Source organism: Peribacillus sp. JNUCC 23 (assembly GCF_053653995.1).
Window position 1 is genome coordinate 1148905 of record NZ_CM132202.1, and the last position, 15111, is coordinate 1164015.

Genomic DNA, 15111 nt, shown 5'->3' on the forward strand with positions numbered 1-15111 from the left:
GTTGTACGAGGGTGTGATAAGGTTTTTTTGTTTTATATAGAAAGTTATACCGGTGATCCTACGTCTCGAGACTTAGAAAAAGATAATCCTAGGGCTCCATGCATTTAATGTAATTTTTTTCTAAAATGAACATGCAACCTACATATTAGCTAAGAGGAGGAATTATGAATGAAATGTAAAATTGTTAACTTTTAAAATTAACTAAATATTCGATACTTTTCTAGTGGGTCTATGGTAATATTTGTATCGATGTCAAATTTATCTATTGAGAGGTGACGTGGAAGTGTCGTTTATAACGAAGTGGGCGTTTGGTAATAAAGCTGCAGTTTCATTAATGACTATATTAATTTTAATCATTGGTATTGTTAGTTATTTGAGATTGCCAATGGAGTTTCTGCCTGCTGCTGATAATCCACAGGTAACGATTATCGCAATGGGTCAAGGTACCGATTCGAAAACAATGGAAACGGAGGTAACCATTCCTGTAGAAAGAGTAGTAACAGGTGTGAATGGAAAAACATCGGTTTACTCTACAACGGGAGATGGTTTCTCAAAAGTTGACATATTTTTCGAAGCTGGCTCGGATATGAAGCAAGCTAAACAAGAGGTTCAAGATGCGTTAAATCGTGTAACATTACCTCTTAATATATCAAAGCCTACCGTTTCACAACTTAATACATCTATGATTCCTATCGCTAATATAGCCGTAACTTTTGAAGATGGAATGACGGCAGATAATATGGCATTAGCACGGGAAAAACTCCAACCGCTATATCAAGATATCAAAGGTGTCTCGAGTGTTGATGTGTATGGGATTACAGATTCCAGCGTATCCGTCAAAATTAATAATGATAAATTAAATGAAAAACAAATTTCACTCCAAGCAGTTATGGGAGTTCTTCAAGGTCAAAACACAGCCTTATCCATCGGGGAAAAAATCATTGATGGAAAAACAAGCAATATTAAGGTGATCGGTGACGTAACTAGTTTAGAGAAGCTGAAAGGATTAGTGGTAGCTCCAAATGTAACGCTTGGAGATATAGCAACGATTGACGAAACAAAGAATGCCAATTTCATTAGTCGTTTTAATGGGAAAGATAGTCTAGATATTAGCATTACGAAGGACAGCCAATCAAATGCAGTGACAATAAGTAAAGAGGTAGAAAAAGTAACGAAGGAAATAAATGAAATGTATGATCAGCAGGAGTCTGTGGTTTACATATCATCTGCTGACATGGTACAGACCTCCGTACAAACCATGATGAAAGAAGTCCTGCTTGGTGCACTATTCGCAACCATTGTCATTATGGTGTTTTTGCGAAATATCCGGTCTACTTTTATTACCATTGTTTCGATTCCACTATCACTTTGTTTTACACTGTTCTTGCTGTCGTGGTCTGGAATTACATTGAATATTTTAACGCTTGGCGGAGTCGCTGTTGCTGTTGGGCGTCTTGTTGATGACAGTATTGTTGTCATCGAAAATATTTTCCGAAAAATGCAAACAGAGAAATTTTCTGTCCAAATGGTCATTGATGCAACGAAGCAAGTAGGAGTTGCCATTACCTCCTCAACATTAACGACAGTGGCGGTTTTCTTACCGATGAGTCTGTTGAACGGAGGACTTCAAGAATTTCTTTTACCATTTGCTTTAACGGTCACATACTCCTTGCTTGCTTCTCTCATCGTTGCATTGACCGTTGTACCATTAATGAGTGCAAGTTTACTGAAGAATACAAAGCTTCCTGAACATAAACCAGCAGTACGTTTTCCGAAAATGGTTACTTGGTCATTAAATCACAAATGGATTGTATTCTTGATTGCATTCCTTCTTTTTGTCGGTTCGATCGGGACATATTTTGTCATCCCTAAGGGGGCAGTTGATAATTCATCTGCTGACTATGTCGTTGCCACATTAAGTTATCCGAATGATACACCGATTGAAGAAGTAAAGAAAAAGACGATTGAACTAGAATCATGGGTAAGTGGAATGGATGAGGTCAACTATGTATTCTCACAAGTAGGGTCTCCGGCTGAGGCTGCTCAGTTCGGTTATGTTGGATCACCTACTGAAGCGACCTTAAGTATTTTGTTACATGATAAAGAAGACACAGAAAAGATACTAGCTGAAGTGGAAAATAAGAAAAATCAATATCCTGATGCACAGTTAGAGGTATTCGCTTCCTCATTTATGATGGGGGGAGGCAGTACGAATGTCACAATCGATGTAGTCGGGGAAAATGTAACCGATCTTGAAAAAACTGCCAACGCTATTAAAGAAAAAGTAGAAGAAATTGATGGTGTCAAAGAAGTGACAACTAATCAAGATGAAAAGAAAACTGTTTATTCCTTAACGGTAGATCCTGCAAAAGGGAACACAGAACAAATTGCCAAACAAGTTGGTATCATGTTAAATCAAACATCAATTGGAACGATCAATTTGAATGACAAACAAACACCAGTCTTTCTGGAGCCTATTCTTGATACGAAAACGCCTGAAGAATTGAAAAATATTCCGATTTCTACAGATGCTGGTCTTGTTCCAGTATCGTCTATCGCTTCATTACAAAGTGAAGAGCGTTCAACTAACCAGTTTCATAAAGACGGAGAAACTTACCTTCGTGTAACGGCTTCTGTCGATTCTGCAAAGCTGTCCGAAATATCAAGCAAGGTAAATCTTGAGATATTCGGGGACCAAAAGGATCATGAAGGGATGAATCTTCCAGAGGATGTAGACGTTCTTATCGGAGGAGCTAGTGCTCAGCAGGCAGATGACTTTACGGATTTATTTCTCATCATGCTTGTTTCCGTCGGCATTGTATTTTTAATTATGGTCATCACCTTTAAGTCGATTAAAGCACCAATTGCCATTCTTTGCTCTCTTCCGCTTGCAGCAATCGGCGCTATTTTAGGAATTGTCATAAGCGGAATATCTGTAGATATAACTGCACTTCTAGGAGCATTAATGCTTATAGGAATTGTCGTGACAAATGCCATTGTTCTTTTAGATCGAGTTAAACAAAACGAACAAACGATGATTATTCGGGAGGCGCTGGTAGAAGCAGCAGCTACTAGAATGAGACCGATTTTCATGACAGCAATTGCTACAATCTGTGCAATGCTTCCACTATTATTGAAAGAATCGGAAACTGGCAGCTTAGTTTCACAAAGTTTAGCCATTGTGGTCATTGGAGGCTTAGCCATGGCAACCTTACTGACACTAATCGTCATCCCATGTATTTATGAGCTGCTATACTTTAAAAAATCAAAGAAACAACGGGCTGTAGAAAGCGTTGAACAGGAAATTTCATTATAATTAAAGGGGTAAAGAAGGTGTCAAAATAGTGTCTAACCCTTTTATTAAGTTGAAAAAATAGGAAACATCTTATCACCTTTTGGTGGTCAGGTGTTTTGTTTTTTTATAAGCTCATAATCACAAACGGAAAAATAATTAATAATAGGAAATCATGACCTTTTTAGAAAAAAAGTAATGGATCTTCTAATTTTATGTATAATTGAATATGTATGTTGTTAGTGGAGTAAGTAAAGGAGGACACAACTATGGTTGAAAACCCAGCAGGATTTTGGGTGCGGTTTGGCGCAAAGGTAATTGATGCACTTATTTTTATTGTACTTGGATTAATATTAGGAGCAATTTTTTCGGATGGGACTTCTGAATGGGTGAGCAATATTATTTCATTTTTATATGCTTTATTACTTCCTATCTTTTGGTATGGTTATACAGTCGGGAAAAAAGCGCTCAAGGTTCGAATTGTAAAGCTTGATGGAAGTCAGGTTACGCTCTGGACAATGATTAAGCGTAATGTCATTGCATGGATTGTATATGGATTACCTTCAATCTTAGGTGTTATCGGCTTTATAGTAACAGTCGGTATCTCAGGATTTGATGTATTAATAAATGAAGATTTGATGAGTGATGAGGTACTTGGCGGACTACTATTGAAAGGGTTCGTTTGGGTGATGATCGGCCTTTTACTATCAGGTGTTCTCTATATAATTAGTGCCTTTATGATTGGACTAAGAGAAGATAAGCGCGCGCTTCACGACTTGATTGCAGGAACATTTGTAACGAAAAACCTGCCGTAATGAAAAAGGATCAGACATTTGATGTCTGATCCTTTTTGAACCTAGAAAACTACTTGGAGATATACGAATTCCCTGTAATCCAGAAACGCCATGGATAATCCTTTGCTTCACCGCTATTGTCAATACCGATTCTAGGACCGCTGGAGATATGTTCGGGAATCATACCAGGGGTGATATAAATCGGCGGCTTTGTATAGCTCAAGCCATAGTCCTGCATAGTAATCCCAAGTGCCTTTGTTAACTTCCCGGGTCCATTCGTCAGTTTCTTCCCAGCTTGTAAGCCACGCCTTTGCTGCATCAGTTCAATTCCTTCGACAGGTTCTACAGCTCGAATGAGGATGGCTTCGGGGTTATCGACTCCACCACTAACGACATTGACCAATGTATGAGTATGCATTTGGTATGTATAGACCAGTCCGGACTGGCCAAACATGATTTCTGTCCGTTTCGTCCGTCGATTGCCAAAACTATGGGCGGCACGATCGCAAGGTCCCATATAAGCTTCGGTTTCCACGATATACCCTGAACAGATGCCTTCGGGTGTTTCTTTTATCAACAAACAGCCAAGTAAAGATTGCGCGAGATCCAATGTTGGTTTGTCATAAAAATCACAGGCTAATGCATGAAATTTAGTCATATGTTTACCTCCACTGTTTAGCAATATTATCCGGCATGAACGGAAAGTCAAAACCCCCACTGATTGAAGTTTCGCTTTATAAGTCCATATATTTTTGTGTGATTGGGATCTATATGAGAAAATATCTTAATTGCTAAATAATAGCATAGTTCGTTTAAATCATCTTATAATAAAGTGAAACTTCCATCAGTGAGTTTTTTTCCACTGTACTGTTAAACCGGGATAGAATAAACAAATAGGATGTGTCTTATATGAATAAACAAATTGGATTTATTGGCTGCGGAAAAATGGGGCAGGCCATGATTGAAGGGATGATCAGGGCGGGCGTTGTACCAGCTGATTCAATAAAAGTAAGTACAAGTTCGGAAGCAACGTTATTCAAGGTAACTGAAAAGCTCCGAGTTCAAGGATCACTTAATAATAAAGATATTGCCCGATTTGCAGATTTTTTATTCTTAGCGGTTGAGCCATCGAGTTATGCGAAAGTGGTCGAAGAAGTTAAGCATGATGTGAAAGAAGATTCTGTGATTATTTTGCTCGCTGCAGGCATCTCTATTCAAACAGTGGAGTCTGCTTTCGGCAAGTCGGTTAAAGTGGTACGGACGATGCCAAATACACCATCTTTAGTTAGAGAAGGAATGACAGCCTTTGCCATTAATGAGTCAATAACTGAAGAAGATTTGGCTAATGTAAAAGATATCTTGAATGCGTTTGGAAAAACAGAACTTCTGAAAGAAGAACTAATGGATGCTGTGCCTGCTATTAGTGGTTCTTCACCTGCCTATGTGTATATGTTTATTGAAGCGTTAGCTGATGGCGGAGTCAGAGATGGCATTCCAAGAAAGCAAGCGTACAAAATGGCTGCCCAAGCTGTGCTCGGAGCCGCGAAAATGGTTCTTGAAACAGAGAAGCATCCGGGTAGCTTGAAGGATGATGTGTGCACACCAGGAGGATCAACCATTCGAGCAGTTGCTGCATTGGAAGAAAGCAATTTCAGAGCCTCAATCCTGAATGCCATGGAAGCATGCACTCGAAAAAGTAAAGGATTAGATGATGAATAAGAATGGAAGAAAAGCCAGTTACGATTGGCTTTTTTTTGTTTAGCGAGCTATATGAAGTTAATTTCCATAATAGGAGCGTGAATATATTTAATTTTCTGTCAATATCGATTAAGATTAGGTGGGACAACGATTAAAGAAGAGGTGGTTAATATGATAAATTATGTAAAAGAGTTAAAAAGTCTATTAGCAGAGGACCGGGTAACCATTAATCAAACGATATTAGAGCAGCACAGCCGGGATGAGTCCTATCATACTCCACATTTGCCGGATGTCGTTGCTTTTCCAGAAAGTAAAGAAGAAGTGAGTGCTCTATTAAAATTTGCCAACGAACAAGAAGTCCCTGTTGTTCCTTTTGGACTCGGTACAAGTTTGGAAGGGAATGCGATTCCTTATAATGGCGGCATCTCTCTGGATATGTCGCTGATGAACAAGGTGATTGAAGTACGAGAAAAAGATTTTTTAGTCAAAGTTCAGCCAGGTGTTACACGAACACAACTTAACAAGGCGTTGAAGAAATATGGACTATTCTTTTCAGTTGATCCAGGTGCAGATGCTACCCTTGGTGGGATGGCTGCGACCAATGCTAGCGGAACCACAGCGGTTAGATACGGGATCATGCGCGATCAAGTTCGTGACCTTGAAGTGGTTTTAGCTAATGGGGAAATCATCCATACTGGAAGCTTAGCGACGAAATCTTCGTCAGGATTACATTTGAACGGGTTGTTTGTCGGTTCGGAAGGGACACTAGGTGTATTCACCGAACTGACTCTTAAAGTATATGGCATTCCAGAAGAAATCGTCGCAGGAAGAGCCTTGTTTCCTTCTGTTAAGCAAGCGGTTTCAGCTGTGAATGGCATTATGTCTGCTGGGATTCCAATCGCAAGAATCGAACTGATGGATGCGCGCTCAATCACACAAGTAAATACCTATATGAACAAGTCATATGAAGAAAAACCAACTTTATTCCTTGAATTTCATGGTAACGCTGCAGGCTTAGCGCAAGATGTCGAGTTTGCAAAGGACATTGTTCGTGACTTGGGCTGTGAGAATATTACGTTTGAAATCGATTTAATCGCTAGGAATGAACTATGGGCAGCGCGACATAAGCTTGCATATGCTTTAATTCATAGCTCACCTGGGAAAAAGCTGATGTCTACTGACGTCAGTGTTCCACTTCACGAATTAGCGGATGCGATTCTGAACACTCGAGAAAAAATAGACCTCTCGAAAGTAGAAGGAGCCATTGCAGGTCATGTTGGGGATGGCAACTATCATGTGCTCTTTATGTTGGATTTAACTGATCCGTTTGAAGTAGCCGAGGCGATGCGGTTAAATGCAGAAATTGTTGACTATGCACTTAGTCGTGGGGGGACATGTACAGGTGAACATGGGGTCGGGATTGGCAAAAGAATTTACCAACGCCGTGAACATGGAAATGCGTATGATGTCATGTTATCGATTAAGCAAGTATTAGACCCGAAAGGAATACTAAATCCAGGAAAAATATTTTTGGACGAAACGAAATAAATCAATTTAATTTCCAATTATTGATAGATCTGAAAGTGAGTGAAAACATTTCCTGTTGTAAACAATTTGTGATCCCAAATTCGCCTGTTGTTACTCGTCATGTTCATAAATATCGGTGATATAGGATAAGGTAAATAAAAGTGTTAAATCTTATTCATGATAGGAGAGAGGAAGAATCATGCACGTTGAATTTAAGCAGCTTGATCATCGACCTTTTCCTTTGCCTTCCGCACCTTGGTTATTGAGTCAGGTGTGGGAGGACTTATTATTTATGCATTATCCAATGGACCCGAATGTTTTAAGGAATTACGTACCACTTGAATTCGATCTGGATGTTTATGAAAATAGGGGATGGATCACTATCATTCCATTTAGGGTCACGAAAATGAAGGCAAGGGGAATTCCTCCTCTTCCAATGTTGAATTCCTATCTGGAGTTAAACGTCCGAACTTATGTGACGTATAAGGGCATTCCAGGTATCTATTTATTCAGTCTGGATGCGAACCATCCACTCTTTGTGATTGGGGCAAAGCTCTCAGTAGGGCTTCCCTATAAACATGCCCATATGAAATTTCAGCAGCTGAAAAATGGTTTTCAATTTAAGAGCGAAAGGCACTTAGATAACAGCACCTCTGAAAAAATTGATCTCACCTATAAACCGGGAGATGTATTGTTTGAATCACTGCCGGGGTCTTTAGATCACTGGCTGTTGGAGCGGTATTGTATGTATTCGTTTCAGGGAAAAAAACTATTAAGAGGAGACATCCATCATGATAAATGGAAGGTATCGAAAGCTAAAGTAACCACTTTAATCAACACGATGGCATCCTTTTTACCAGTAGACAATATTGTGAAAATCCCTAGTTTACTACATTATTCAAACCGAAGAAGGGTTTTCGTCTATCCGCCAAAGAAGGTAGGAGAGAGGATGAAGTAGGTTAAGAGCGTAAAAAAAGAGAGGAGTTAGGATTAGCAGCCAAGCGAACATTAATCGATGTCTGACTAACAAGGGGTAACATAAAAAAGAAAGCTTCCGCTTAATAAAGCGAGTAGAGAAGCTTCCTTTTATTTATATTTCCTCGTACTTTTCATATGAAATTTTTTATCCGGCATTAACAGGCAGTAAGACCCCCACCTCAAGGCTTAGAGGAATCGAAGAAGCGTAGGTGAACCAATCGGGTTCGTAGTGTCGCTTTATCGAAGATTTAGCGACACTAGAACGGGGCTAACAATCAGTGGGGATGAAGAAAACCCCACTGATTGAAGTTTCACTTTATCAATGACTATTTTGAAGATGTCCTTCAAACATATCGATAATTTCAATAAACCTTTCTGCTTCCCTAAATACATGATCAGCTAGAAGAGGGTGAATATTACTCTTGATCCGGCATGCTTCGATTAAATCTCGCGCTGTTTTCTTGAAGTCCCTTAGTGAAACGACGGAAACTCTGTTTTGATCTAAAAATTGGTCTAGAAGGGCAGGCGTCTCGGATTCTGGTCTCATATGCTCCAAATCGATTGCTTGGTACAGAAGTTGATCAAAATCATGACTAAATTCTCGTGCTTGGTCGACTAGTTTTCTTTCGCTAGGATCTAAAAGATGCCCGATAAACTTGGCGTGATCCGCCATAATTTTAAGAAAGAAAACATTTTCTTGAATAATCGCCTCAGGCAAAGGCACAAGTTTTCCTTCATTGAGCTCTTTCAATCGATTCGCGAAATAAGCAGCTTCTCGACTCGTATGATCAATCAACAAGGGGTAATTATTTGAGAGCACCTCACATCGTAAAGTTAGACCCAATACCTTTCTTTTATAAGCCCAAATAGACGCCACGGATTGATACACTTGATTGTTAAACGCTTGAACCTGCTGTGGATCTGAACTAGGGGAAAACCGATTTACTTGCTCCTCAATTCTTTCAAAAACCGTGATGAATTGCTTGGCTTCATCAATTAATGTAGTATCATCTGAACTGAAACCCAAACTTAAAAATAAGGAATGCTCTTTCATAATCCTTGACCAGAAACGGATTTCATCTAAGGATTTGCTTACAAATTCATTTGCCATTAAAGCCCCTCCTCTTATCACAAGCTATTTAATCTATATGTGATACTGCTAGAAGTCATACATTTTAGCGGAGGGGTTCTCAAATTATGCTGGATGTCTTTTATTATGGAAAAATGAACAGGTACACTTAATGCACAGTGATGTTGCCGCTCGATACTTGAAGGTCTATTGGATATTTACCAGTGCCATACGTTCCTTCTATATTCTTATCTGATGTCGTTGCGTTTTGTAATTGAAAGCTATTATTAATAACTCCGCTGCTTACTTTGCCATGAAGCGTAAAGCTCGCGTCGTCTGGTACATCTAATTTGGCGGAACCTGAACTTACTGTAACATCAGCTGGAGCGGTTAATTTATCAAGCTGGATATTTACAAGGCCAGAAGAAACCTCAGCTTGTAGTTGGCCACTATAATGTTTGACAACCATTCTGCCAGAACTCACGTCAAAGTTTCCAGAATCTGTTGTAATAGCGTTCATTTCAAAATTTCCTGATGAAACAACAGAAGTGAAGGTATCTACGTTAAGATTGGCGAAATCTGCGTGACCTGACCCAATATTTACGGAAAGGTCTTTAAGTTCCATTGGATGTTTCTTTGAGTCACCAGCAAACTTCAAGCTGCCAGACGAAACGGAAATGTCCATGTTTTCATGATAATCTTCAGGAATATAGACCGTAAGCTTAGGAGAGTTGAAGAAGCCAATTTGCTCAAACCATTTACGCTTGTATTCAATCATTACTTTATTCCCTTTTTGCCTTACGTTGACAGAACCCTTACCACTTAACTCTGCCTTTATATCCGACCTTTTTTCGGGAACGATCTTTGCTTCGACACTTGAAATATGAAAATCAAGTGTATCTATTCCTTTTGACATTTTAGTATGATTCGATTCCCCATGAGAAAAAAGCGAAGGAATCGTATTGGATATTGTAAATAATAAAGCAATTCCAATAATAATAAGAAAAATCATTAGATAATTTTTCACAAAAAAACCTCCATTAGTGATTTGTTTTTGATAATTTAATTTTAAGGAAATACAGTTGTTGAAACAATGAGCTGGGGAATTATTTATTGCTAGGGCTTGAGGCGTAGTGATAAGGTGAAACTTTCATCAGTGGCGATGCGAGGCCTAAGTCCCTATGTCCTTCATACAAATACAGTCGTTATATGTAGAACTAAATGGTCAAATGATAAAGTGGCGCTTCTTTGAAATATGATACTGGGCAATGTCAAATCCCATTTACAATCAAGCTTTGTCTGTAAAAGTGTTAAAAGCAGTGGATTTCGTTCACGAAATCCACTGCTTTTATCTTTGTTCTTTTATATGTGAGGTTCTAAAAAGAAAACGGCTTAGAGGATTAAGATGTTTTCTTAATAGCCTCATCCATTAATATTTTCATTTTTTAACGCCGTTTCAACGTGTACGTATTTATAGCCAAGGTCTTTAGCAACGGCCTCAAAGGTAATTTCGCCGTTTGCGACGTTTACTCCTTTTGCCAGTGCTTCGTTTTCAAGAATGGCTGTCACGGCACCTTTATTGGCAATTTGTAGCGCGTACGGTATTGTCACATTTGTTAAGGCTAGAGTTGATGTATTTGGGACAGCTCCAGGCATGTTCGCGACAGCATAATGGACGACTCCATGCTTTACATATGTCGGTTGATCGTGAGTGGTAATCTTGGTAACTGTTTCAAAAATCCCGCCTTGGTCAACAGCAACGTCAATGACAACTGAACCAGGCGACATCGATTTTACCATTTCTTCTGTAACAAGCTTAGGAGCCTTTGCTCCAGGAATCAATACGGCACCAATGACTAAATCAGATTCAGATACAGCTTGTGCCACATTATATGGGTTAGAAATTAATGTGGAAATTTGATTTCCGAAGATATCGTCTAATTGGCGAAGACGGTCTGGGCTGAGATCAATAATCGTGACATTTGCGCCTAAACCGATGGCTACTTTGGCTGCATTCGTACCGACAACACCGCCACCTACAATCGTTACTTTTCCACGTATTACGCCTGGAACACCACTTAATAAGATTCCTTTCCCACCATGAGTTCTTTCAAGAAATTGAGCACCTATTTGTGCAGCCATTCTACCAGCTACCTCACTCATTGGCGTCAATAGTGGAAGTGTGTTACTCACTGAAACCGTTTCATAGGCAATGGCAAGGACACCACTATCTTTAAGTGCTTTTGTTAACTCAGGATCTGCAGCTAAGTGTAGGTATGTGAAAAGAATTAAATCTTTCCGGAAATATTGATATTCTGACACGATAGGTTCTTTTACTTTAAGGATCATTTCAGCGGTGGTCCAAACCTCTGCGGCTGTTTCGGCAATAATAGCTCCAGCAGCTAAATAAGATTCATCAGAAAAACTGCTTCCTTGACCAGCGTTTTTTTCAACATATACTTCATGACCAGCATTACGTAAAGCGACAACACCAGCGGGAGTAATGGCGACACGATTTTCATTGTTTTTTATTTCCTTAGGAATTCCAATTCGCATAATCAAATCACTCCATTTCAAAAAAGAATCACTCTTTGTACACAAAGTATAACTGTATCAGAAAAAATATGATATGTGAAATCAGAAAATTACAAGACGAATATTTGTGGAATTCTACAAACGTTATTTCAATTAATCGATTTTTGCTTCCAATCGCATCATAATTCGACGCTTCCGATAGAGCGTACTGCCAACTTCAGCTACGTCAGCAATCATGCTCCGATTGGTAAAGGCCCCAAAGACCATACCGGCAATCGGAATCATTTGCAGGAGTTTTTTCCAACCAAATTGATCACGATATGTATAGACAACTTCACGCCAACCTTGAAGCTGACTGACCATTTCTTTTCGATCAGCCTGTTCGTTGCGGTGAAACGAGGATAAACCATTTAATATTGCTTCTTTGCCAACAATATCTGCTGTCGCAAATTGCAAGCATTTAACCATAAAAACTCGTTCTTCTTTGTCTTTCGGATCAAAGCCATATGCTAGGGAGATATCTTGTAAGGTTTTCAGAGACAAGCTCAATAATAAAGGGATGTCAATAGATAACGTGAAAATCCCCCCAATTCCAGTGGATGCCCCTTGTACAGTAGCAAGCTTACTATTGGCTTTTTTAATATCTGCACTTACCGAGTTCATGACAAGGAGCGAAACATTGGCACAATCATCGACAGAGGTAATGGATTCTCCTGGGACATATCCTTCAATTCGCTTAAATATTGACTGTTCTTTCGTTAAATATTGCCCGCCACTTTGAACGAAGCTTCCTAATTCATCGAGTAAGAGAGCGATCTTGTCTTGAATAAATGCAGGGGTCGCTTTATCAAGTAATTTAAAGGGTAAACGGCCAATTTTCTCCCAAAACCATAACCCTTTTTGCTCCTTTTCCCATTTACTTATGATTTGTAGCTCCGATTCCAAATATTCCTTTGATTCATTGTTCAAGGGGGATCCCATCCTTTTATTTTTTCTTAAAAAGTCTTGATCATGCCTGATTTTTAAATCTAGAAAGATGGTCATTTTTTGCATGGATCCTTTGGACGAACATGACCAACTGCTGCAATTCGTTTCAAGCGATAATTAAGCTTGTTAACATGAATATGAAGCTGTTTGGCGGCATCATTTTGACTACAGTCTCCTTCACGTTATTTTAATCTATTTGTTGACTTATTTGAAAGAATAAGTTCCTTTGAAGGGGGGGAAGGGAATAAGTGAAAAAAGCGGGCAATAAAAAAACCCTTCCGCTTCAGTAGGTCGGAAAGGAGGATAAAGAGGGATTACATAAAAAAATTCAGTACGAAGTAAATTAAACCTGCAAGCGTTGCTGAAATAGGTAATGTAATAAACCAAGTAATAATCATGCTCTTGGCAGTACCCCATTTGACACCTTTAATCCGGTGAGCTGAACCTACACCAAGGATAGATGAAGAGATAACATGGGTTGTACTGACTGGCAAGTGAATAAGTGTTGCTCCAAAGATAATGGCAGCCCCTGTTAAATCGGCAGCAACGCCGTTTACCGGACGGATTTTCATGATTTTCCCGCCGACGGTTTTAATAATCTTCCAACCGCCGATAGATGTGCCAAGACCCATAGCAAGTGCACAAGAGAATTGTACCCATAACTGAATATCGTCGCTTTTCGTGAAGCCATTCGTCATAAGAGCAAGAGTGATAAGCCCCATGGCTTTTTGAGCATCATTTGTTCCATGTGAATACGATTGAAGCGCAGCTGTAGCAATTTGAATAGTACGGAACTGCTTGTTTGTTTTTGTTAAATTATTATTTTTAAAGATAATTTTAATAATGGAATAAACAAGAAAACCTACAGCAAAAGCGAGAATTGGTGAAATGATTAGGGCTTGAAGTATTTTTAAAAATCCGCCCCATTTAATTTCTGAGAAACCAGCTGCTGCAATCGCTGCGCCTGCAATCGAACCAATAAGTGCATGGGAAGAACTGCTTGGAATCCCATAATACCAGGTAATTAAATTCCAAGCGATAGCAGCAATAAGGGCAGCAAGAATTACGGTGGAACCATTCGGTAATGTAAACGGGTCGACAATGTCCTTCGTTATCGTTTTGGCCACACCTGTGAATGTCATTGCACCGACGAAATTCATCGTCGCAGCTAAGATAATCGCGTGGCGTGGTTTTAATGCTTTTGTTGATACAGAAGTTGCAATGGCATTGGCAGTATCATGGAAACCGTTAATAAAATCAAATGCAAGTGCAAAGATGACGATTAATATCGTTAATAGAAATAAACTATCCATTTGTGGAAGACTCCTTACGCGTTTTTCATGATAATAGTTTCAAGTGTATTGGCGACAGTCTGACAATGGTCAGCAATTTCTTCAAGGCTTTCATAAATTTCTTTATATTGAATAATACGGATTGGGTCTTTTTCAACTGAAAACAGATTTTTGATGGATTGACGTTGAATTCCATCGCATACTGATTCTAAATCTTTAATTTTAATCGCGTGTTCACGAATGTCTAGTAATTTTTTTGTTGTTAAAAGATCAACAGATTTCTCGATTTCATACGTGCATTCTTTAATCGCTTCGACAAATCTCAACATATAGTCATCTACATGGATAATTGAATACATTTCAAATAAAGCGGCACAATGCTCTAGGCCGTCTAACACATCATCCATGCTCATTGTTAATAGCAGGATATCTTCACGCTCAATCGGCGTAATGAAGGCATTGTTAAGGTCTGTAATGACGCCGTGAACCATATCATCGCCTTTGTGCTCATACTCTTTCATCATTTCTGAGAAAACCTTAAGATCGCTTACGTTCTTTAATTTAAAATCAGCAAAATAGTCTGCGCTCTCTTTTAAATTTTGAGAAATATTAATAAGAGCTTGTGCGAACTTGTCTTTCTTTGATTTGAAAACCATTTGAAAACCCCCATTAAAGCAGAATTGGCATAGCTTTGACAATTAAAAGTCAGAAGCCTATGTATAGTATTAGCGAACTTATTGTAACGAATTCTCTTAGTTATAGGGAAGTTATTTCGACGAAACTTTACAAAAACTTTACAAAAGAATTACAGAAAATTTAAAAAACTACATAGTGAATGCTAATTACATCAATAAAGTTTAATTATAATATAAGATTATGTGTTTTTTTTAGAAATGGTTACAGGGTGTACGCGTAAAACGATTCTGTTTGTGGAAATCA

Annotated in this window: 13 protein-coding genes; 5 read left to right on the forward strand and 8 right to left on the reverse strand. The window is 38.8% G+C overall.

Annotation, left to right across the window (positions count from 1 at the left end):
* Window positions 1-283: 283 nt before the first annotated feature.
* Both JNUCC23_RS05530 and JNUCC23_RS05535 read left to right on the forward strand, forming a co-directional pair.
* Entirely contained in the window at window positions 284-3316 is a 3033-nt protein-coding gene (locus tag JNUCC23_RS05530) for an efflux RND transporter permease subunit (RefSeq protein WP_454214712.1), read from the forward strand.
* 245 nt (window positions 3317-3561) lie between these two features.
* Entirely contained in the window at window positions 3562-4107 is a 546-nt protein-coding gene (locus JNUCC23_RS05535) for an RDD family protein (protein WP_403072273.1), read from the forward strand.
* 49 nt (window positions 4108-4156) lie between these two features.
* Here the strand turns inward: JNUCC23_RS05535 and JNUCC23_RS05540 are convergent, their stop codons facing one another.
* Window positions 4157-4744 carry a DNA-3-methyladenine glycosylase gene (locus tag JNUCC23_RS05540; RefSeq protein ID WP_454214714.1) on the reverse strand — a complete coding sequence of 196 codons (588 nt, stop codon included), beginning with the start codon at window positions 4742-4744 and terminating at the stop codon, window positions 4157-4159.
* A 251-nt stretch (window positions 4745-4995) separates the two neighbouring features.
* Between JNUCC23_RS05540 and proC the strand changes: the two genes are divergently transcribed.
* The 3 genes from proC to JNUCC23_RS05555 all read left to right on the forward strand — a co-directional run bounded on the left by proC (window position 4996) and on the right by JNUCC23_RS05555 (window position 8269).
* Window positions 4996-5805, forward strand: coding sequence for a pyrroline-5-carboxylate reductase (gene proC, locus JNUCC23_RS05545; protein ID WP_454214716.1), 810 nt, complete (start codon window positions 4996-4998; stop codon window positions 5803-5805).
* 153 nt (window positions 5806-5958) lie between these two features.
* Window positions 5959-7332: an FAD-binding oxidoreductase gene (locus JNUCC23_RS05550; protein ID WP_403073956.1), complete on the forward strand. Its 1374-nt coding sequence runs from the start codon at window positions 5959-5961 to the stop codon at window positions 7330-7332.
* Between the two features lie 178 nt (window positions 7333-7510).
* Entirely contained in the window at window positions 7511-8269 is a 759-nt protein-coding gene (locus tag JNUCC23_RS05555) for a YqjF family protein (RefSeq protein WP_454214718.1), read from the forward strand.
* Window positions 8270-8608: 339 nt separating this feature from the next.
* Here JNUCC23_RS05555 and JNUCC23_RS05560 read toward each other — a convergent pair whose 3' ends face one another.
* The 7 genes from JNUCC23_RS05560 to JNUCC23_RS05590 form a co-directional block, all read right to left on the reverse strand.
* Window positions 8609-9400 carry a DUF2935 domain-containing protein gene (locus tag JNUCC23_RS05560; protein ID WP_403072283.1) on the reverse strand — a complete coding sequence of 264 codons (792 nt, stop codon included), beginning with the start codon at window positions 9398-9400 and terminating at the stop codon, window positions 8609-8611.
* A 127-nt stretch (window positions 9401-9527) separates the two neighbouring features.
* On the reverse strand, window positions 9528-10385 hold the full coding sequence (gene liaG / locus JNUCC23_RS05565) for a LiaG family protein (RefSeq protein WP_454214720.1): 858 nt from the start codon (window positions 10383-10385) through the stop codon (window positions 9528-9530).
* A 395-nt stretch (window positions 10386-10780) separates the two neighbouring features.
* Window positions 10781-11914: an alanine dehydrogenase gene (ald, locus tag JNUCC23_RS05570; RefSeq protein ID WP_403072289.1), complete on the reverse strand. Its 1134-nt coding sequence runs from the start codon at window positions 11912-11914 to the stop codon at window positions 10781-10783.
* A 132-nt stretch (window positions 11915-12046) separates the two neighbouring features.
* Window positions 12047-12874: an EcsC family protein gene (locus tag JNUCC23_RS05575; RefSeq protein ID WP_454215994.1), complete on the reverse strand. Its 828-nt coding sequence runs from the start codon at window positions 12872-12874 to the stop codon at window positions 12047-12049.
* Between the two features lie 59 nt (window positions 12875-12933).
* Complete coding sequence (locus JNUCC23_RS05580) at window positions 12934-13017, reverse strand: hypothetical protein (RefSeq protein ID WP_082675124.1); 84 nt, start codon at window positions 13015-13017, stop codon at window positions 12934-12936.
* A gap of 177 nt (window positions 13018-13194) precedes the next feature.
* Window positions 13195-14193, reverse strand: coding sequence for an inorganic phosphate transporter (locus JNUCC23_RS05585; RefSeq protein ID WP_403072292.1), 999 nt, complete (start codon window positions 14191-14193; stop codon window positions 13195-13197).
* Window positions 14194-14207: 14 nt separating this feature from the next.
* Window positions 14208-14828 (reverse strand): DUF47 domain-containing protein, encoded by a 621-nt coding sequence (locus tag JNUCC23_RS05590; protein WP_403072295.1) that lies wholly within the window; start codon window positions 14826-14828, stop codon window positions 14208-14210.
* Window positions 14829-15111: the final 283 nt, after the last annotated feature.